The 19,759-nt window shown below is 68.4% G+C and carries 11 protein-coding genes and 1 pseudogene; 7 read left to right on the top strand and 5 right to left on the bottom strand.

Annotated features, from left to right (window positions below):
* Window positions 1-6 precede the first annotated feature (6 nt).
* On the bottom strand, window positions 7-3,603 hold the full coding sequence (locus J0J01_RS25715; RefSeq protein ID WP_296385957.1) for an adenylate/guanylate cyclase domain-containing protein: 3,597 nt from the start codon (window positions 3,601-3,603) through the stop codon (window positions 7-9).
* A gap of 45 nt (window positions 3,604-3,648) precedes the next feature.
* Window positions 3,649-4,821: an acyl-CoA dehydrogenase family protein gene (locus J0J01_RS25710; protein ID WP_296385955.1), complete on the bottom strand. Its 1,173-nt coding sequence runs from the start codon at window positions 4,819-4,821 to the stop codon at window positions 3,649-3,651.
* Window positions 4,822-5,220: 399 nt separating this feature from the next.
* On the opposite strand from J0J01_RS25710, the gene J0J01_RS25705 reads away from it, so the two are divergent.
* From J0J01_RS25705 to J0J01_RS25695, 3 genes are read left to right on the top strand one after another with little or no spacing between them, the layout of a single operon-like run.
* On the top strand, window positions 5,221-5,928 hold the full coding sequence (locus J0J01_RS25705) for a damage-inducible mutagenesis protein (RefSeq protein WP_296385953.1): 708 nt from the start codon (window positions 5,221-5,223) through the stop codon (window positions 5,926-5,928).
* Window positions 5,846-7,483 carry a DNA polymerase Y family protein gene (locus J0J01_RS25700; RefSeq protein ID WP_296385951.1) on the top strand — a complete coding sequence of 546 codons (1,638 nt, stop codon included), beginning with the start codon at window positions 5,846-5,848 and terminating at the stop codon, window positions 7,481-7,483. Before J0J01_RS25705 ends, J0J01_RS25700 begins: the two co-directional genes overlap by 83 nt.
* The gene (locus J0J01_RS25695; RefSeq protein WP_296385949.1) at window positions 7,467-10,844 is read left to right on the top strand and encodes an error-prone DNA polymerase; all 3,378 of its coding nucleotides are present in this window, start codon (window positions 7,467-7,469) and stop codon (window positions 10,842-10,844) included. The genes J0J01_RS25700 and J0J01_RS25695 overlap by 17 nt, the downstream gene beginning before the upstream one ends.
* Here the strand turns inward: J0J01_RS25695 and J0J01_RS25690 are convergent.
* Window positions 10,841-11,953 (bottom strand): serine hydrolase domain-containing protein, encoded by a 1,113-nt coding sequence (locus J0J01_RS25690; RefSeq protein WP_296385946.1) that lies wholly within the window; start codon window positions 11,951-11,953, stop codon window positions 10,841-10,843. The two genes, J0J01_RS25695 and J0J01_RS25690, sit on opposite strands and share 4 nt — an antisense overlap.
* A gap of 23 nt (window positions 11,954-11,976) precedes the next feature.
* Window positions 11,977-14,427 (bottom strand): ligase-associated DNA damage response DEXH box helicase, encoded by a 2,451-nt coding sequence (locus J0J01_RS25685; RefSeq protein WP_296385944.1) that lies wholly within the window; start codon window positions 14,425-14,427, stop codon window positions 11,977-11,979.
* 28 nt (window positions 14,428-14,455) lie between these two features.
* Here J0J01_RS25685 and J0J01_RS25680 point away from each other — a divergent pair, with 28 nt between their 5' ends.
* The 4 genes from J0J01_RS25680 to moaA all read left to right on the top strand — a co-directional run bounded on the left by J0J01_RS25680 (window position 14,456) and on the right by moaA (window position 19,608).
* Window positions 14,456-15,481, top strand: a complete 1,026-nt coding sequence (locus J0J01_RS25680; protein ID WP_296385942.1) for a ligase-associated DNA damage response exonuclease — start codon at window positions 14,456-14,458, stop codon at window positions 15,479-15,481.
* A 118-nt stretch (window positions 15,482-15,599) separates the two neighbouring features.
* Window positions 15,600-17,192, top strand: a complete 1,593-nt coding sequence (locus J0J01_RS25675; RefSeq protein WP_296385940.1) for a cisplatin damage response ATP-dependent DNA ligase — start codon at window positions 15,600-15,602, stop codon at window positions 17,190-17,192.
* On the top strand, window positions 17,185-18,564 hold the full coding sequence (locus J0J01_RS25670; RefSeq protein ID WP_296385937.1) for a DUF2252 domain-containing protein: 1,380 nt from the start codon (window positions 17,185-17,187) through the stop codon (window positions 18,562-18,564). Before J0J01_RS25675 ends, J0J01_RS25670 begins: the two co-directional genes overlap by 8 nt.
* 51 nt (window positions 18,565-18,615) lie before the next feature.
* A complete protein-coding gene (moaA, locus tag J0J01_RS25665) occupies window positions 18,616-19,608 on the top strand; it encodes a GTP 3',8-cyclase MoaA (RefSeq protein WP_296385935.1) in 993 nt (330 codons plus the stop codon).
* Window positions 19,609-19,650: 42 nt separating this feature from the next.
* Here the strand turns inward: moaA and J0J01_RS25660 are convergent.
* Window positions 19,651-19,759, bottom strand: a pseudogene (locus J0J01_RS25660) (IS110 family transposase); the annotation flags it as partial.

Below are 19,759 nucleotides of genomic sequence, written 5' to 3'. Positions count from 1 at the left end.
CCGTCCTCAGCGCCCCGGGTCCAGCTGCGCATTGCGCTGGAGCAGGCTTTTCATCCCCATCCGCTCCGCCGCCGCGACCGCCATGCTTCGCAGCTCGGTGGCGCGGAGCCTATCTTCGTTCCGCCCACGTGCCAATAGCATGCGGGCGTAGCCCAGTCGTGTGTTCGCCAGGCGCGGCCAGGCCTTCATCTGCTCGTTCATGAGCTGGGCGGCCTCGAAATGCGCCTCGGCCTTCTCCCACTCGCCCATCGTCCCGGCCAGCTGGCCGAGATAGTGCGCCGCCGCGCCGACGCACACCGTCGTCGGCGGCGCCAGGATCGCCGTATCGCGGTGCGGCCACAGCAGCTCGTAGAGCTTCTCGGCGCGCTGCGCGTCGCCGAGCTCGGCGCAGGCCTCGGCGACGTAAGAGAGCGTGATCGGCCGCTTAGCGTCGACCGGCAGGGCGAAGTCGCTCTCCGCCAGGGTCTCGAACTGGCGGCGCGCCTCGGTCTGGAAGCCGAGATCGAGCGCGATCAGGATGAAGCCCGGCCGCCACAGCGACTCTTCCGGATGCTCGCTGACGAACCGCTTGACCAGCGGCGCCACCTCTTTCAGGCGCCCCTGCTCGCGGCGGATGGTGAACATCTGCATGCCGTAGATGCCGAGCGCCGGGCTGAAGGCCGCCTCGCTGATCACCGCCGCCGCCTCCGACGCGCGCCGCTCGGCCAGGGTGTAGTTGCCGTGCAGGGTGGCACCCATCGCTTGCAGGCAGAGCAGCATCCAGCGGTCCGACTCGGCGTTGGTGATCTTGGCCATCTCCTCGATGCGCGGGATGCTCTCGGCGAAGGCCTCGAGGTCGCCCATCTCGAGCGAGCGGCTGCAGCCGACGACCACGGCGTACATGGCGTCGAGCATGTCGCCCTCCGCCTCCGACAGCCGGCAGAACTGGCGGATGTGGCGACGCCGCTCTTCGAACTCCGACGCGAGCGGCGGCGGCAGCATCAGGATCTCGCTCGCCATCACGTCGCGCAGGCTGCGCTGGTCGCCCAGCACCTCGGCCATCTGCCGCGCCTGCCGGGTGACTGCCGCCGCACGCTCGAACACGCCGTTCAGGATCAGCGCCCGGCCGAGCGCGCTGGTCAGCCGGCAGCGCAGCGCCGGCGAGGCGTCGGCGTTGGCCGCGAGCGCCTCCTCGACCAGGGTGATGCTCTCGCGGGTCGGCGACATGGTGGCGAGCTGCTCGGCCTCGGCGAGGCCGATCGCCGCCGCGGCGAGCTCGCTCGCCTGGTCGTTGCGGCGGGCGATGTCGGCGACCTCGCGATAGGTCGCCGCCGACTTGATCATCGTCTTCTTGACCTCGACCCGGCCGCGCACCAGCAGGATCGGCAGCGCCCGCTTGGAGCGCGCCCGCTCGTCGCCGGGCAGCCGCTTGATCAGCTCCAGCCCGCGGTCGAGATGGCTGTGCGCCTCGGCATAGGCGCCGCGGCGGATCGCGCTTTCGCCGGCGCCGTGCCAGGCGCTGATCGCCTGGTCGATTTGGTCGGCTGCGGTCAGGTGCTGGGCCACGATTTCCGGCTGTCCGGCGATCATCTCTGCGTACTCCGCGGTGAGGACTTCGGCGATCTGGGCGTGATACTGGCGGCGGCGCGCCAGCAGCAGCGACTGGTAGGCGGCATCCTGGATCAGAGCGTGGCGGAAGGCGTAGCTGATGCCCGACATCACCGGCAGCCGGACCGGCTGCACGATCTCGGCGTCGACCAGCTGCTCCAGCCCGTCCTCCAGCACCTCTTCCTCGCAGCGCGCGACCATGCGCACGAGGTCGCGGTCGAACTCGCGGCCGATCGCGGCGCCGATCTGGGCGATCTCCTTGGCCATCGGGTCGAGCCGGTCGAGCCGCGCCAGCAGCGAGCCCTGCAGCGAATCGGGGATGGCGACGCCCTGGAACGGCCCATCGAGCTCGTAGTGCGTCCCGGCATCGCGCCAGGAATTGCCCTCGAGCACGGTCTTGGTCAGCTCCTCGACGAACAGCGGCACGCCGTCGGTGCGGGCGACGATGGTGTCGATCACGAAGTCGGGCAGCGCCTTGCCGCCGGTGATCTGCCCGACCATCGCCTGGCGCTCGCGGCGCGACAGGCGGTCGAGATTGACCTGCACGAACTGCGGGTACCGCCACTCCGGCTTGAACTCGGGCCGCGCGGTGATCAGCATCATCAGCCGCGAGGTCGGCAGGCGCTCCTGCAGCTCGCGCAGCAGCTCGAGCGTCGAGGGATCGATCCAGTGCGCGTCCTCGATCGCCATGAACAGCGGCTGGCGCTCGGCCATCGCCTCGATGGTCGCGGCGAGCGCATCGAGCACCTTGCGTTTGAACACCAGCCCGGAGATCTCCGAGGTATCCGCCGTCTCCGCGTTGGCGAGGCCGAGCAGCGACGACAGCGTCTCGGTCGCCCCCGGCAGCCGCACGCCCAGGCTGCCGAGCGCCACCAGCAGCCGGTCGAAGCTGCTTTCCTCCTGCGCGTCGATGCTGAGCGCGCGGCTCAGCCACAGGATGGCGGGAAAGAACGGGCTGTTGCGGTAGGAGGCCGAGCAATACCAGGTGATCGACTGATGCGGCTCCTCGCGCAGCGCGTCGCGGAAGGTGCGGATCAGGCGCGATTTGCCGATGCCGGCCTCGCCGACCAGCAGCACGCAGCGCATCTCGCTGTCGCGCGCCTGGCTCCAGCGCTGGCGCAGCATCTCGAGCTCGGCGGCACGGCCGACCAGCGGCGTCAGGCCGCGAAGCACGCGCGCATCGAAGCGATCGACCGATTCGGCAGGACCGGTGACGCGCCACAGCCGCACCGGCGTCGACACGCCCTTGAGCGAGCGATAGCCCGCGTCATCGAAGGCGAACTGGCTCTCGATCAGCCGCCGCGTCGCGGCGCTGATCACGACGGTGTCGGGCTGCGCCGCCGCCTGGATGCGCGCGGCGACGTTGGGCGTCTCGCCGACGATCGCCTCCTTGTCGCGGCCGCTGCCGGCGCCGACATCGCCCACCACCACCAGGCCGGTATGGATGCCGACGCGCGCCTGCAGGCTGACGCCGTGCTGCGCCGCCAGGCCCTCGTTGGTCTTGCGCAGGCCGTCGACGATCGCCAGCGCCGAGCGCACGGCGCGCGCCGCGTCGTCCTCGTGGGCGCGCGGATAGCCGAAATAGACCAGCACGCCGTCGCCCATGGTGCGGGCGATGTGGCCGTCCTCCGCCTCGATCGCGGCGGCGCAGTTGGCGTGGAAGACGCGCAGCACGTCGCGCATGTCCTCGGGGTCGAGCTTCTCCGACATCGGCGTCGAGCCGACCAGGTCGACGAACATCACGGTGATCTGCCGCCGCTCGGCGGCGAGGTTGGGCGCCGTTGCGTCCCGGCGCGGCAGCGGCGCCGGCTCGGCCTGCCCCTGCCGGAGGACCGCCAGCGCCCGGACCAGCCGCTTGCGGTCGCCGAGCGACAGGCCGAGCTCGCGCAGGTCGGCCTCGGTGAGCTCGAACAGCACGTCCCAGTCGACCGCATGCTCGGCAAAACGGTCGGCATGGCTGCCCAGTCCGATGCCGGACAGCCACGTCTTGAGGTCGGAAGGTATGCCCGGTTCCATGGCACCACTCCAGGGCACTATATCATCGGGCATGTCCATGGTGGATCAGCCCCAGCGGGGCTGCTCACCCAGATCGATGCCCAGCGCGGTCTTGGCGACGATCTCGTGCGTCAGCATCGAGTTCGCCGGATGGAAGCGGCCGCAGCTGGCGTCGCGGAAGATCCGCTCGAGCTCACTGGTCTTGAACATGCCGGCGCCGCCCGACACGCCCATGGCGGTGTCGACGATCTTCCAGCAGGCCTCGACCGAGTGGTGCTTGGCGGCGCAGAACTTGGCCGGCCACAGCACGCCATGGTCGACGCCGGCGCTCCATTCGGCCGCGACGTGGTCGAGATGCGGCGCGATCGGCTCCAGGGCGAGCTGCATCTGGGCGATCGCGTGCTGCACCTCGGGGTGGTAGGCCATGCTGCGGGTGAGCGCCATGGAGGTCTTCTTCTTGACGTTGTCGATGGCAACGTCCATCGCCCGCCGGGCGAGGCCGCAATAGACGTTGGCAAAGCCCGTCAGCGCCCAGGCGAAGATGGCGACGATGAACATGTCCGGCGTGCCGGCCGGCAGGATGCGGGCGATGTACTTGTCGGGCACGAAGGCGCCTTCCAGATGCACGTCGTCGCTGCGCGTGGCGCGCATGCCGAGCGTGTCCCAGTTGGCGTCGATGCGGTAGTTCTTGGCGTCGCGCGGCATGAAGGCGTGGATGATCTTGGGCTGGCCGTTGTCCATCCACATCGCGTGCAGGCCGTAGCGGGTCCAGACCGGGGCTAGGCTGCCGAACATCTTGTGGCCGGTGATGCGGAAGCCGCCATCGACCTTCTCGGCCTGGGCGGTCGACAGCAGGACCGGCAGGTCGTTGCCGCGCTCGGCGTGACCGGCGGCGAAGACCTCGCCCGCCATCGCCTCGCGCAGGATCCACTCCAGCGACTTGTCGCCCATGCGCCACAGGTCGGCGGCGACGCCCACCCAGTAGAGATGCATGTTGACCGCCAGCGCGGTGGCCGGCGCGTGGTAGGCGATGCGGCGCTGCTCGCGCATCGTCTCGGCCAAGGTGAGGCCGCGGCCTCCCAGCTCCTTGGGCACGTTGATGGTGAGGTAGCCCGCCTTCTTGAGGACCTCGAAGTCCTCGGTGAAGAAGCGATTCTCGCGGTCGTAGGTGGCCGCCCGCTTGGCGAAGCCCTGCAGCATGTCCTGGGTCAGAATCTGGTCGGAAGTTACGGCGTTCATAGTTGTCTCCCTGTTGAGCGTCCGTGAGCGCACCCTAGGGAGCCATCCGGTAATGGTCTGTGAGGTGGGTCACACAGCCAGTTGAGAATGACACGCAGCGGGTTTTGCCAGCCTCCGTGGCCCGGCAAAAATGCAAGCTGGCGTGCATTTTTGGGCGGTTTTGCCATTTGCCATCCACTCCTTGGCCGGAAACGACAGGCCGTTGACTCTCGTTCTCCAAGGGAATAGAACAAAAACAGAACATTTTTATCACACCCTTGCTGGAAAAGAAACGAGGGGGCGATGCCCGTCATTTCCCCAAATGCCTTTGCTCCCCCTGCCGCCAACGCCAGCGGTCCCGTCTCCGCCGCCTTGCGTGAACGGGTACGCCAGCTCGAACGGGCCCATAGCGCCCAGCGGATGGGCCGGGAGACCGTGCCGCTCGGCCTGCCGGAGATCGACCGGCTGCTGCCCGACGGCGGCCTGCTGGCGGGCGCCCTGCACGAGGTCGAGGCAGGCCCCGCCCCGTCCGGCCGGGTCGCCGCCCACGACGGCGCGGCGCTGGGTTTCACCGCTTTCCTGCTGAGCCGCCTGGGCCCCGGCACCCTGCTGTGGTGCCGCCAGCCGGCGGGCGCCGATGCGCCGCTCTATGCGCCGGCGATCGCCGCCTGGTTCGATCCGGCGCGGCTGCTGATGGTCACGGCGCGGCGCGAGGAAGATCTCTTCTGGGCGATGGAGGAAGGCCTGCGCACGCCCGGCATCGCAGCGGTCGTGGGCGAGACCCGCGCAGCCGATCCGACGGCCGGGCGCCGGCTGTCGCTCGCGGCGGAGAAGAATGGCGTGCCGGCACTGCTGCTGCGTCCGCAGCCGGCACCGCCGCAAAGCGTCTGCACCACGCGCTGGCGGATTGCTTCAGCGCCGTCATCGGTCGCACCGGCGCCGTCGCCCGATCTCGTGCAGGCGCGCTGGCAGGTCGAGTTGCGGCGCAATCGCTTCGGCCTGCCATCGGTCGAGGAGACGCCATCCTGGCTCCTGGAGTGGAACGATGAAACGCGTCGTCTCGCTGTGGTTTCCCAAGCTCAGCACGGATCGGCTGGCGCGCCTCAACGCCAAAGACTGGTCGGCTAGGGCTGCGGCCACTGTCGTCTGGCGCGACAGCTGCCCGCGTCTGGCGGCGGTCAATCCGCATGCGCGCGCCGCGGGCCTGCGACCCTACATGCGGCTCGCCGATTCGCGCGCGCTGCTGCCCGATCTCGTCACCGCCCCCGTCGACCCCCAGGCCGATCGCCGCCTGATCGAGATCCTCGCCAGCTGGTGCGATCGCTACACGCCGTGGGTGGCGATCGACCCGCTGGGCGATGCCGTCGCCGTGGAAGATACCGATCCGTGCAGCGCCGGCGGCTTCGGCGGCGACGCGGGCCTGCTGCTCGACGTGACGGGCTGCGGCCATCTCTTCGGCCAAGGTAGCGACAAGGGCGAAGCCGGCGAGCGCGCCCTGCTCGCCGATCTCACCGAGCGGCTGAGCCGTCACGACTTCGCCTGCCGTGCCGCCATGGCCGACACCGCGGGCGCGGCCTGGGCGCTCGCCCGCTTTGCCGAGAAGCAGGCCGATCTCTTCTGCCCGGCCAAGGGCCAGCGCGACGCGCTGGCCGTGCTGCCGGTCGATGGCCTGCGTCTCGACAAGCCGATCCTCGAGACGTTCCTCAAGCTCGGCCTGCGCCGCATCGGCGATCTCTACTCCTTGCCGCGCGCGCCGCTCGCCCGCCGCTTCGGCGACCAGCCGCTCACCCGCCTCGACCAGGCGCTGGGCCGTATCGACGAGCCGATCGAGCCGCGCCGTCCGCCGCCCGCCTTCCGCACGCGGCTCGCCTTCGCCGAGCCGATCGGCCGACCCGAGGACATCGCCGCCGCCACCAGCCGCCTGCTGGCCGCGCTGTGCCGGCAATTCGAGCAGGCGAGCGTGGGCGCGCGCCAGCTCGAAATCGCGCTCTATCGCGTCGACGGATCGGTCGATCGCACGGCGATCGGCACCAGCCGGCCCAACCGCGACGCGCCCAAGCTGATGAATCTGTTCGAGGAGAAGCTCGGCGAGCTCGATCCCGGTTTCGGCGTCGAGCTGGTGATCCTGTCGGCGCCCGAGGTCGAGGAATGGACCGGCTCGCAAGATGCCTTGCCCGAGGCGGCGATGCGCAATCCGCTGGCCGAAGACGGCACGATCGATCTCGCCGACCGGCTGGCGATCCGGCTCGGCAAGGACAACGTCGTGCGCCTGCTGCCGCGCGACAGCCACATCCCCGAGCGCGTGCAAACGACCGCGCCGATCTCCGATCCACCGGCTCCTGAAGGCGCCTGGGCGCGTCTCGCGTCGATGAAAGGCCCACGACCGACGCGCCTGCTGCAACGGCCCGAGCTGGTCGAGATCATGGCCGCGATGCCCGACGATCCGCCGCGCCAGTTCGTGTGGCTCCGCCACGCCCACAAGGTCGTGAAGGTCGAGGGGCCCGAGCGCATCGCCGACGAATGGTGGCGGCCGCGCCCCGGCGGCAAGGTGATGCCGGCCAACATCGTGCCGCCGGTGCGCGACTACTATCGCGTCGAGGACGACGACGGCGGCCGCTTCTGGCTGTTCCGCGACGGCCCGATGAACGCGGCCAAGTGGTTCCTGCATGGCTTTTGCGCGTGACGTCATGCCGTACGCCGAGCTTCAGGTCACCACCAACTACAGCTTCCTGCGCAGCGGCTCGCACCCGGGCGAGCTGGTCTTCCAGGCGGCAAGCTTCGGCCATTACGCGATCGGCATCGCCGACCGCAACACGTTGGCCGGCGTGGTGCGCGCCTACTCGGCGGTGAAGGAATACTACGAAGACACCGCCATTCCCGAAGAGAGCTGGATCAAGCTGCTGGTCGGTGCCCGACTTGAAACGCTCGATGGCTATTCGTTGCTCGCCTATCCAATGAATGTCGAGGGCTACAAGCGGCTGTCACTGCTGTTGAGCAAAGGCAATGAGAAGGCGGCGAAGGGCGAGTGCAAGCTTACCTTCGAGATGCTCGCCCAGTACGCCGATCACATCCTGGCCATCGTCCTGCCGCCGCGGAACATCGAGGATCCCGACTTCCACGACAAGCTGCGCCGACTCGCCGGCCTCTACCGCGGCCGCTGCTACCTCGCCGCCACCATGCTGTTCCGTGGCGACGATGCAACACGCGTCGCCTACCTCGACAATCTCGCGACGCAGATGAAGGTGAAGCTCGTCGCCACCAACGACGTGCACTATCACGTGCCCGAGCGCCGGGCGCTGCATGACGTGGTCGCCGCGATCCGCCTCAAATGCACCGTCGAGGAGCTGGGCTTCCGCCGCTTCGCCTCGGCCGAACGGCACCTCAAGCCGGCGGCCGAGATGGAGCGGCTGTTCCGCAAGCATCTGCATGCGATCGAGCGCATCCGCGAGATCGTCGATCGCTGCCAGTTCAGTCTCAACCAACTGCGTTACCAGTATCCGGTCCTGTACGAAGGCGGCGAGACGCCGATGCAGAAGCTCGAGCGCCTTACCTGGAAAGGGGCGGCTCGCCGCTTTCCCACGGAAATCCCGGAGAAGGTCGTCACGAACCTGAGAAAAGAGTTCGATCTGATCGCCAGCAAGGAGATCGCACCGTACTTCCTGACGGTCCATGAGATCGTCGAGAAGTCGCGGGAGATGGGCATTCTTTGCCAAGGCCGTGGATCCGCCGCCAATTCCTCCGTCTGTTACTGCCTGGGCATCACGGAGGTGGATACCAATCGGAGCGAGGTCCTGTTCGAGCGTTTCCTGTCCAACGAACGCGAGGAGCCGCCCGATATCGACGTCGATTTCGAGCACGAGCGCCGTGAAAAGATCATCCAGTGGATCTACGAAACCAAGGGCCGCACCCGCGCCGCGCTGGCCGCCACCGTGATCGCCTATCGCAGCCGAAGCGCAATCCGCGACGTCGGCAAGGCGCTCGGTCTGTCGCCCGACACCTTGGGCGTGATGGCCGACACGGTGTGGGGCTCGGGCTCGAGCGGCGTCGAGCGCAAGCACGTGGTCGAAGCCGGCCTCGATGTGCACGACCCGCGGCTCGCCCTGGCACTCGAGCTGTCGGCGACCCTGTGCGGCTTCCCGCGCCACCTTTCGCAGCATGTCGGCGGCTTCGTGCTGACCGAAGGCCCCCTCATCGAACTGGTTCCTATTCAGAACGCGGCGATGGAAGATCGCACCGTCGTCGAATGGGACAAGGACGATCTCGATGCGCTGAAGATCTACAAGGTCGATGTCCTCGCGCTCGGCATGCTGACGGCGTTGCGCAAGAGCTTCGACCTGATCAAACGGCATTACGGCGAAGAGCACGATCTCGGCATGCCGCCCGAAGATCCCGAGGTCTACGGCATGCTGTGCAAGGCCGATTCGGTCGGCGTGTTCCAGGTCGAGAGCCGGGCGCAGATGTCGATGCTGCCCAGGCTGAAACCGAAAGATTACTACGACCTCGTCGTCGAGGTGGCGATCGTGCGGCCGGGCCCGATCCAGGGCGGCATGGTGCATCCCTATCTCAAGAACCGCGACCTCCCCGAAGACAAGATCGAGTATTCCAGCGACAAGCTGAAAGCCATCCTGAAGCGCACGCGCGGCGTGCCGCTCTTCCAGGAACAGGCGATGCAGATCGCCATCGATTGCGCGGGATTCTCGCCGGCCAGAGCCGACAAGCTGCGGCGCGCCATGGCGACCTTCCGACGTGCGGGCACCATTCACAAGCTGAAGAACGACTTCATCAACGGCATGGTGAAGAACGAATACGAGGAAGAGTTCGCCGAACGCTGCTTCAAGCAGATCGAGGGCTTCGGCGAATACGGCTTCCCGGAAAGCCATGCCGCGAGCTTCGCGATCCTGGTCTACGTCTCGTCCTGGGTGAAGTACTACTACCCCGAAGTCTTCGCCGCGGCCCTGCTCAACTCCCAGCCGATGGGCTTCTATGCGCCGGCGCAGCTCGTGCGCGATGCCCGCGAGCACGAGGTCGAGGTGCGGCCACCCGATGTGAATGCCAGCGACTGGGATTGCACGTTGGAGCCCCCCACCCTTACTTCCCCCACAAGGGGAGGGTTAGGGAGGGGACGATGCGCCCTGCGGCTGGGGTTTCGGCAAGTGAATGGCCTCAAGGAAGACGACATCAAGCGCATGGTCGAACGGCGCACCACGCCCTATCGCGACCCGGCCGATCTGTGGCGACGCGGCGGGCTCAGCAAGCGTCAGATCCTGGCGCTGGCACGCGCCGATGCCTTCGCCTCGATGGGCCTGACGCGGCGCGACGTGCTGTGGGCGGTACGCGCCTTCTCCGAAGCGTCGCTGCCGCTGCTGGAAGCGCGACCGCAGCTGCGCGATCTCGAGCCGTCGGTCAGCCTGCCCAAGCTGACGCTCGGCGAGCAGGTGATCGACGATTACTCGACGATCTCGATGTCATTGCGCGCCCATCCGCTGCAACTCCTGCGGCCGACGCTGTCGGATAGGCGCATGGCGGATTCGAAGAAGCTGCGCGAAGCCCAGACTGGCGACTTCCTGCAGATGGCGGGGCTGGTGCTGGTGCGCCAGCGGCCGGGAACGGCCTCGGGCGTGGTGTTCGTCACTCTGGAGGACGAGTTCGGCATCGCCAATCTCGTTGTCTGGCCGCGAGTGTTCGACGCCCATCGCCGGATCGTCATGGGGTCACGCCTGCTCGGTGTCGCCGGCAAGGTCCAGCGCGACGTGCAGGCGGACGGAGAACCCGGGCTCGTGATCCACCTCGTCGCCGAACGGCTGTGGGACTGGTCGGCCGATCTAGACCGCATCGCCGACCTCGACGGCCACTTCGAGCTGCGCACGGGCCGCGGCGATGAAGTCAACACCGATCCCGGCGACCGTCGCGTGCCGGTGCCCGAGGCCAACGCCACGCGACATCGCGCCGGCAAGGGCCGCCCCGTCGTCAAGCAGCCCTACGATCGAAGCCGCATCCACCTCGACCGGCCGGTCATCAAGATCGCCTCACACGACTTTCACTAGAGGCTGGCGTAGACCGCCCGCTCGAAGTTCTCGAACGCCGCGATGGCGCGCGGATCGTAGAATGGCAGGAGCTGCGTGGCCCACACGCCGGTCACCTTCTTCGCCGGATCGATCCAGTAGTAGGAGTTGGCGAGCCCGCCCCAGGTGAGGCTGTCGGCCGAGCGGCGGCCGGGGAACGCCGTGGGGTTGATCATGAAGCTGAGGCCCCACTTCATGCCGTCGACGAAGTCGAGGTCGGTGCTCATGTGCGGCAGCTGGCTCTTGAGCGGCCGGCACAGCACGCCCTCGGCCATGTGGTTCTGCGCCATCAGCTTCACGGTCTCCGGCTTCAGGATCGGCCCGCCGCCCATCAGCAGCGCCTGGGTGAACTTGAGATAGTCGCTGACCGTCGAATAGAGCCCGCCGCCGCCCATGTGGAATTCCGGCGTCTGCGGGATCTCGTGCTCCATGACCGTGAAGCCGCCCGGCCCCCGCGTATGCATGCGCGCCTTGCGCAGCCGTTGCGCCGGCCCGATCGCAAAGCCGGTGTCGCTCATGCCGAGCGGCACGAACAGCCGCTCTGTCATGTAGCGGTCGAGCCGCTGGCCGCTCGCCGCCTCGACCATCTTGCCCGCCCAGTCGATCGAGATGCCGTATTCCCAGCGCTCGCCCGGCTCGGCGAGCAGCGGCGTGGTCAGCGCCGCGTTCTGGCACGAGCCGACCGCGGGAATGCCGGTGGCCTGCCGGTATTTCATGATGTCGGCGTTCCAGGTGTCGTAGCCCAGGCCCGAGGTGTGGGTCAGCAGATGACGCAGGGTGATCGGCCGCTGCGGATTGCGCGTGATCGCCTTGCCCTCCTTGTCGAAGCCTTCGAGCACGCCCTTGCTGCCGAGCTCCGGCACGACGTCCGATGCAGGCGCGTCGAGCGAAAGCTTGCGGCGCTCGACCAGCTGCATCGCCGCCGCCGCCGTCACCGCCTTGGTCATCGACGCGATCCAGATCACCGAATCGGGCCGCAGCATGCCTGCGCCGCCCTCGAAGATCACACCCTTGTCGGTCGCGGCTGCCGCCGCGACGCCCGGCACCGCGCCCGAGTCGACGGCATCCTTCAACGTGCCCGCGATATCCATGATCCCTCCGACCGGGCCGGAGCCTACGTCAAACGAGTCGCCTCATCGATCAATTCCTGGGCAGCGATGTCCAGGAGCTCGTCCTCCGCCGTGCCGTCGAGCACACGCTCCCTGCCGATCTCGAGCAGCACCGGCACGGCGAGCGGCGAGATGCGGTCGAGCCGGCGGTACTCGATGCGCCCCTTGGCGCGGCGCAGCAGCTCGCCCAGGCGCCGGATGTCGGCGAGCTGGTGGGCCGCGTCCTGGCGCGTGGCACGCAACAGGATGTGGTCGGGCTCGTGCTTGCGCAGCGCGTCATAGATCAGGTCGGAGCTGAAGGTGACCTGGCGGCGCGACTTCTCCTCGCCCGGGAAGCGCCGCTCGATCAGGCCTGCGATCACCGCGACGTTGCGGAAGGAGCGCCGCAGCATGGTCGATTCGTCCATCCACGCCTCGAGGTCGTCGCCCAGCATGTCCTCGTCGAACAGCCGGTCGAGCTGCGCCTGGGTCGGCGGCCTGAGGCCCCAGAGGCCGAGCACGTAGTCGGTGGCGACGAAGCCCAGCGGCTTCAACCCCATGCGCTCCATGCGCCGGGTCAGCAGCATGCCCAAGGTCTGGTGCGCGTTACGTCCCTCGAAGCAGTAGGCGACGATGAACTGCTTGGTGCCGCGCGGGAAGCCCTCGACCAGCAGGCTGCGGGCGCTCGGCAGGCCCGAACGCCAGCGCTGGATGTCGAGCCACTGGCGCACCTCGGCCGGCAGCTTCGGATGCCGTGACGGATCCTGCAGGATGCCGCGTACCCGATCAGCCAGGAAGGTCGAGAGCGGCAGCCGGCCGCCGCCATAGGCCGGCACCTTGGGATCGCCGCCGCCGGACGCCACCGAGCATTGCGCCGCCAGCTCTTTCACGCCCTCGAAGCGCAACAGGCGGCCGGCGAAGACGAAGGTGTCGCCCGGCACCAGCCCCTGGATGAACGCCTCCTCGACCTCGCCCAGAACCGGCCCGCGGCGCAGCTTCACCTTGATCAGCGGCAGCTCGACGATGGTGCCGACATTCATGCGGAACTGCCGCGCGATCAGCGGCGAGGAGAGCATCCAGCGCCCGTCGGGAAGCTGCTTCAGGCGATGCCAGCGCTCGTAGGCGGCCAGCGCATAGCCGCCGGTAGCGACGAAGTCGAAGGTGTCGTCGAAGTCCTTCTTCGGCAGGTCGCGATAGGGCTGGGCGCGGCGCACCTCGTGGAAAAAGGCCTCGCGGTCGATCGGCTGGGCGCAGGCGGTGCCGACGATGTGCTGCGCCAGCACATCGAGGCAGGCCGGCCGCGGCGGGTCGCCGTCGAGCTCGCGCGCCTCGATGGCTTCGAGGGCGGCCAGCGATTCCAGCACCTCGAAACGGTTGGCGGGCGCGATCATGGCGCGGCTCGGCTCGTCGAGCCGGTGGTTGGCGCGGCCGATCCGCTGCATCAGGCGGCTAACGCCCTTCGGTGCGCCCATCTGGATCACCAGGTCGACGTCGCCCCAGTCGATGCCTAAATCGAGCGAGCTCGTTGCCACCACCGCGCGGAGCTTGCCGGCCGCCATCGCCGCCTCGACCTTGCGGCGCTGCTCGACGGCCAGCGAGCCGTGATGCAGGCCGATCGGCAGGTTCTCGTCGTTGATGCGCCAGAGATGGTCGAACACCAGCTCGGCCTGCGCGCGCGTGTTGACGAACACGATCGAGGTCTTGTGCTGGCGGATGATGTTGTAGACCTCAGGCACGGCGTGATGGCCCATGTGGCCGCCCCACGGCAGGCGCTCCTGCGTGTCGACGATGGTGACCTTGGGTGCCGCCCCCGACTCGCCCTGCACGATACAGACCGTCTCGCCGTCGCGCAGCCGCAGGTAGTCGGCCAGCTCCGGCGGGTCGGCGACCGTGGCCGACAGGCCGACGAAGCGTGCCTGCGGCGATACCGCCGCCAGCCGTGCGAGGCACAGCGCCAGATGATGGCCGCGCTTGGAGGTCGCGAAGGAATGCAGCTCGTCGATGATGACGCAGCGCAGGCTCGCGAAGAACTTCTCTGCGTCGGGATAGGAGAGCAGCAGCGCCAGCGATTCCGGCGTGGTCATCAGGAGGTCGGGCGGCCGCTCGCGCTGGCGCAGACGGCGGCTCTGTGGCGTGTCGCCGGTGCGGCTCTCGGCGCGCACGGGGAGCTGCATCTCGGCGATCGGCAGCTCGAGATTGCGGCGGATGTCGGTCGCCAGCGCCTTGAGCGGCGAGATGTAGAGCGTGTGCAGCTCGCCCTTGCCCTTGGCGTGGGCGAGGTCCTTGCCGGCAAGCCGCCGCTCGGTGAGCTCGATCAGCGACGGCAGAAATCCTGCCAAAGTCTTGCCACCGCCGGTCGGCGCGATCAGCAGCGCGCTTTTGCCCTGCCGCGAAAGGTCGATCAGCGCGAGCTGATGGGCGCGGGGCGTCCAGCCGCGGCCTTCGAACCAGCGTGCAAACAGGTCCGGCAGCCCCATATCCGGGGAGTATGATGGCTCGCGCTCAATGACGACCGATTCGCTCAACCCTCGCTCCTGGCTCTATCCGACTCCGCGCGGGCTCTATTGTGAGCCGGGCGACTTCTATGTCGACCCCGCCGTGGCGGTGAACCGCGCCGTCATCACCCACGGCCATGGCGACCATGCCCGGCCGGGCCATCGCAACGCGCTCGCCACGCCCGAGACGCTGGCGATCATGCGCGCCCGCTTCCAGGACATGCCCGACACCGCCCAACAGCCGTTGAAGTACGGCGAAAGCGTGAGGGTCGGCTGTATCGAGGTGAGCCTGGTCCCGGCCGGCCACATCCTCGGCTCGGCACAGGTCGTGCTGGAACATCGCGGCCAGCGCATTGTCGTGTCCGGCGACTATAAGCGCCGGCCCGACGCCACCTGCCCGCCGTTCGAGCCGGTGCCGTGCGACGTGTTCATCACCGAGGCGACCTTCGCGTTGCCGGTCTTCCATCATCCGCCTGACATGGTCGAGATCGGCAAGCTGCTGCGCTCGCTCGAGACCTTTCCCGAGCGCACTCATCTGGTGGGCGTCTATGCGCTGGGCAAGTGCCAGCGGGTGATCAGGCTGCTGCGCGCTGCCGGCTACGACAAGCGCATCTGGCTGCACGGGGCGCTGGCGTCGCTGTGCACTCTCTACCAGCAGCACGGCATCGATCTCGGCGACATCGCCCTCGTCTCGGACGCCATCCTCGAGACCTTCCGCGGCGCGATCGTGCTCTGCCCGCCCTCGGCGATCTCCGACCGCTGGACGCGACGCTTCAACGAACCGATCCCGGCGATGGCTTCGGGCTGGATGGGCGTGCGCGCCCGCGCCCGCCAGCGCGGCGCCGAGCTGCCGCTGATCATCTCCGACCACGCCGACTGGTCGGAGCTCTGCATGACGCTGAAGGACGTCGGCGCGCCCAAGGTCTGGGTCACGCACGGCCGCGAGGAGGCGCTGGTCCATATGGCGCGCTCGATCGGGATCGAGGCCGAGGCGCTGCATCTCGCCGGCCGCGAGGAAGACGAGGGCGAAACGTGAGTCACTTGGACCCACCTCCCCCGTCCTACGGGGGAGGCCGGGAGGGGGAAGGCCACAGGCCCGTCCTGCTGCTTTCCCCCTCCTCTATCCTCCCCCGTATGACGGGAGAGGAGACCTGATGCAGGCGTTTGCCGAGCTGCTCGACGCCCTCTCCTTCCAGCCGGCACGCAATGCCAAGCTGCGGCTGATCGAGCACTACCTGCAGCACACGCCCGATCCCGATCGCGGCTGGGCGCTGGCGGCGTTGACCGGCGGACTCGACTTCCCCGGCGCCAAGCCGGCGCTGCTGCGCAGCTTCGGCGAGGACAAGATCGGCGCGGAGCTGTTCCACTGGTCCTATGACTATGTCGGCGATCTCGCCGAGACGCTGGCGCTGATCTGGGAGACCAATCCCGAGGCCGGCCCGCCGCCCCGCCTCGGCGAGGTGGTCGAGACCTTACAGCGCGCCACCAAGATGCAGACGCCGGCGATCCTCAAGCGCTGGCTGGATTCGCTCGACGCCACAGGCCGCTGGGCGCTGCTCAAGCTGCTGACCGGCGCGCTGCGGGTCGGCGTGTCGGCGCGACTCGCCAAGCAGGCGGTCGCCAATGTCGGCAAGCAGCCGGTCGACCAGGTCGAGGAGGTCTGGCACGCGCTGTCGCCGCCCTACCGGCCGTTGTTCGACTGGCTGCAGAACGGCGGTCCGAAACCCAGTACCAACAGCGGCGGCGCCTTCCTGCCCGCGATGCTGGCCAACCCGATCGAGCGCGCCGAGCTCGACACGCTCGATCCCACCCACTTCCGCGCCGAATGGAAATGGGACGGCATCCGCGTACAGGTCTCGTCGTCCGGCGGCGTGAAGCGGCTGTACAGCCGCGCCGGCGAGGACGTGTCGGCCGCCTTCCCCGACATCGTCGAGGCGATCGACTTCGACGGCGTGTTCGACGGCGAGCTGCTGGTCCGCCGCGAGGAGGCGATCGCTCCGTTCAACGACCTGCAGCAGCGGCTGAACCGCAAGGTCGTGACGTCCAAGATGCTGAAGGAGCATCCCGCGCATGTCCGCCTCTACGACGCGCTGTGGATCGAGGGCGAGGACCTGCGCGCCCTGCCCTTCGACCAACGCCGTGCCCGGCTCGAGGCCTGGATGGCCCGGCAGCCGCGACCCCGCTTCGACCTGTCGCCGCTGGTGCAATTCACCGACTGGGCCCATCTCGCCCAGTTGCGTGAGGAGATGCGTGGCGATGGCATCGAAGGACTGATGCTGAAGCGCGCCGATTCGCCCTATCTCGCCGGCCGGCCCAAGGGTCCGTGGTTCAAGTGGAAGCGCGATCCGCACCTCGCCGACTGTGTGCTGATGTACGCCCAGCGCGGCCACGGCAAGCGCAGCTCGTTCTATTCCGACTACACCTTCGGCTGCTGGCGGGATGCAGAGGGCAAGCGCGAGCTGGCACCGGTCGGCAAGGCCTATTTCGGCTTCACCGACGAGGAACTGCGCTGGCTCGACAAATGGGTGCGCGACCACACCACCAGCCGCTTCGGCCCGGTGCGCGAGGTCGAGCCCAATTTGGTGCTGGAGATCGCCTTCGACGGCATCGCCCGCTCGACCCGGCACAAGTCGGGCGTCGCGATGCGCTTCCCGCGCGTCAATCGCATTCGCACTGATAAACCCGCGGGAGAAGCTGACACGGTCGACAACCTCCTCAGGTTGGTGCCACCCTCCGGCAATGGCTGACATCCCCGATCCTCTGCCTCCGCAGACCCATGCGCAGCCCTTCCAGACCCGCGCCGATCTCGGCCGAGCGCTGCGCGAAAAGTGCAAGCGCGGCAACCACGCCGCATGGGAAGCCCCCGCTGACCGCCGCGATCCGATCGACATCCTGATCGAGCAGGGCGAGTACCGCCTGCCCGAGCTCTTGCCGCTGCGCTATGCCCGCATGAAGGCCTCGCCCTTCGCTTTCCTGCGCGGCTCGGCGGCGGTAATGGCGGCCGACCTCGCGGGCACGCCGTCGACCGGCCTGCTGGTGCAGGCGGCCGGCGACTGCCACTGCCTGAACTTCGGCGGCTTCGCCACGCCGGAGCGGCGGCTCTCCTTCGACATCAACGATTTCGACGAGACCGCGGTCGCGCCGTGGGAATGGGACCTCAAGCGCCTGGCCACCAGCTTCGCGGTCGCGACCCTGGGTGAATTCGATAAGGCGACGCGCCGCGGCCTCGCCGAATCGGTCGGCGGCGGCTATCGCTCGATGATGGCCGAGATTGCCGCCGCATCGATCCTCGAGACCTGGTACCGCGTGCAGTCGCTGGACGACGGCAACGCCGCCCGCTCGATCGGCCTCGATCCGGCCAGCGTCGCGAAGGCCGACCGCCAGCTCAAGCACCGGCCGATGCTGATCACCATCGAGCACAGCGACGGGCCGGCGCCCAAGCTCACCGACAAGCTGCCCGACCTCTACCATCCGCCGGCGAACGCGCTGCCGGAGTTCCTGGCCGGCGTCGAGGCCCTGCTGGAGGCGTACCGGCAGTCGCTGATCCCCGAGCGGCGCATCCTGATCGAGCGCTATCGCTTCGCCGACGCCGCCTACAAGGTGGTCGGCGTCGGCTCGGTCGGCACGATGTGCGGCGTGGCGCTGATGGCGTCGGGCGACGGCGAGACCCTGCAGCTGCAATTCAAGGAGGCCGACGCCTCGGTGCTCGAGGCGTTCAGCAAGCCCAGCCCCTACGCCAACCATGGCGAACGGGTGGTGCGCGGACAGCGGTTGCTGCAGGCGGCGTCCGACATCCTGCTCGGATTCGGCAAGGGGCCGCGCGGCCGGGACTTCTATGTCCGCCAGTTGCGCGACGCCAAGATCAAGCCGGTGCTCGACGGGCTCTCGTCCCGCGGCTACCGGCGCTACGCCTGGACCTGCGGCGAGGTGCTGGCGCGTGCCCATGCCCGGTCGGCCGACGCGGTCGTGCTGTCGGGCTATCTCGGCAGGAGCGAGACCTTCGACCAGGCGGTCGGCCAGTTCGCCATGGACTACGCCCGGCAGACCGAATCGGACCATGCCGCCCTGCTGGACGCCATAAAAAGCGGACGGGTGCCGGTGACCCCGCAGGATTCCTAGGGTTTTCAAACCCTTGCGGGGTGCCCGCGGGGTGCCCATTATCGAACCGTCATGATCGATCCGTTTGGCCGGCATATCACCTACCTGCGCGTCTCGGTGACGGACCGCTGCGATTTCCGCTGCGTCTATTGCATGGCCGAGGATATGACCTTCCTGCCCAAGGCCGAGGTGCTGTCGCTGGAGGAGCTCGAGCGGCTGTGCAGCGTCTTCGTGCGCCGCGGCGTCAAGAAGCTGCGGCTGACCGGCGGCGAGCCGCTGGTGCGCAAGAACGTGATGAGCCTGTTCCGCGGGCTGGGCCGCCATCTCGAGAGCGGCGCGCTCGAGGAGCTGACGCTGACCACCAACGGCAGCCAGCTCGCCAAGTACGCGAAGGAGCTTGCCGCGATCGGCGTGAAGCGCGTCAACGTGTCGATCGACACCCTTGATGCCGACAAGTTCCGCGAGCTCACCCGTTGGGGCGACCTCGACCAGGTGATGCGCGGCCTCGATGCGGCACAGGACGCCGGCCTCAGGATCAAGATCAACGCGGTGGCGCTGCGCGGCGTCAACGACATGGAGTTCGAGGAGCTGATCCGCTGGAGCCACGGCCGTGGCATGGACCTGGTGCTGATCGAGGTCATGCCGATGGGCGAGATCGGCGACCAGGCGCGGCTCGACCAGTACCTGCCGCTGTCGATGGCACGCGCCGACATCGCGCGGCACTTCACGCTGACCGAGTCGGACTATCGCACCGGGGGGCCGGCGCGCTACTTCACGGTCGAGGAGACCGGCGGGCGGCTGGGCTTCATCACGCCGCTCACCCATAACTTCTGCGAAAGCTGCAACCGCGTGCGGCTGACCTGCACCGGCACGCTCTATATGTGCCTGGGCCAGGAGGACGCGGCCGACCTGCGCGCGCCGCTGCGCGCCTCGGAGAGCGACGAGATCCTCGACCGCGCCATCAGCGAGGCGATCGCCCGCAAGCCCAAGGGCCACGATTTCATCATCGATCGCCGCCACACCGCCCCGGCCGTGCGCCGGCACATGAGCGTGACGGGCGGATAGCACTTTCCTCCCCATTCATATGGGGAGCAACTGTCTTTTGGCCTAAGCGCCGGCAGGCTGCCAAGGGAGGTTGTGTCGGCTCATGGCGTTGAGGGTGACGATGAGCTTACGCATGACGGCGACGATGGCGACCTTGGGCTTCTTGCCGGCA

It is taken from the genome of Reyranella sp., from assembly GCF_017305915.1.
In the GTDB taxonomy this organism is placed as follows: Bacteria; Pseudomonadota; Alphaproteobacteria; order Reyranellales; family Reyranellaceae; genus Reyranella.
The sequence above is the reverse complement of the archived record's forward strand: the minus strand, read 5'-3'. Positions and strand labels throughout refer to the sequence as shown.

Coding starts and splice junctions, on each gene's coding strand:
- J0J01_RS25705 (WP_296385953.1), top strand. CDS start 5,221: ATGGGCCGGGAGACCGTGCCGCTCGGCCTGCCGGAGATCGACCGGCTG.
- J0J01_RS25690 (WP_296385946.1), bottom strand. CDS start 11,953: ATGGATATCGCGGGCACGTTGAAGGATGCCGTCGACTCGGGCGCGGTG.
- J0J01_RS25680 (WP_296385942.1), top strand. CDS start 14,456: ATGACGACCGATTCGCTCAACCCTCGCTCCTGGCTCTATCCGACTCCG.
- J0J01_RS25715 (WP_296385957.1), bottom strand. CDS start 3,603: ATGGAACCGGGCATACCTTCCGACCTCAAGACGTGGCTGTCCGGCATC.
- moaA (WP_296385935.1), top strand. CDS start 18,616: ATGATCGATCCGTTTGGCCGGCATATCACCTACCTGCGCGTCTCGGTG.
- J0J01_RS25675 (WP_296385940.1), top strand. CDS start 15,600: ATGCAGGCGTTTGCCGAGCTGCTCGACGCCCTCTCCTTCCAGCCGGCA.
- J0J01_RS25670 (WP_296385937.1), top strand. CDS start 17,185: ATGGCTGACATCCCCGATCCTCTGCCTCCGCAGACCCATGCGCAGCCC.
- J0J01_RS25700 (WP_296385951.1), top strand. CDS start 5,846: ATGAAACGCGTCGTCTCGCTGTGGTTTCCCAAGCTCAGCACGGATCGG.
- J0J01_RS25695 (WP_296385949.1), top strand. CDS start 7,467: ATGGCTTTTGCGCGTGACGTCATGCCGTACGCCGAGCTTCAGGTCACC.
- J0J01_RS25710 (WP_296385955.1), bottom strand. CDS start 4,821: ATGAACGCCGTAACTTCCGACCAGATTCTGACCCAGGACATGCTGCAG.
- J0J01_RS25685 (WP_296385944.1), bottom strand. CDS start 14,427: ATGGGGCTGCCGGACCTGTTTGCACGCTGGTTCGAAGGCCGCGGCTGG.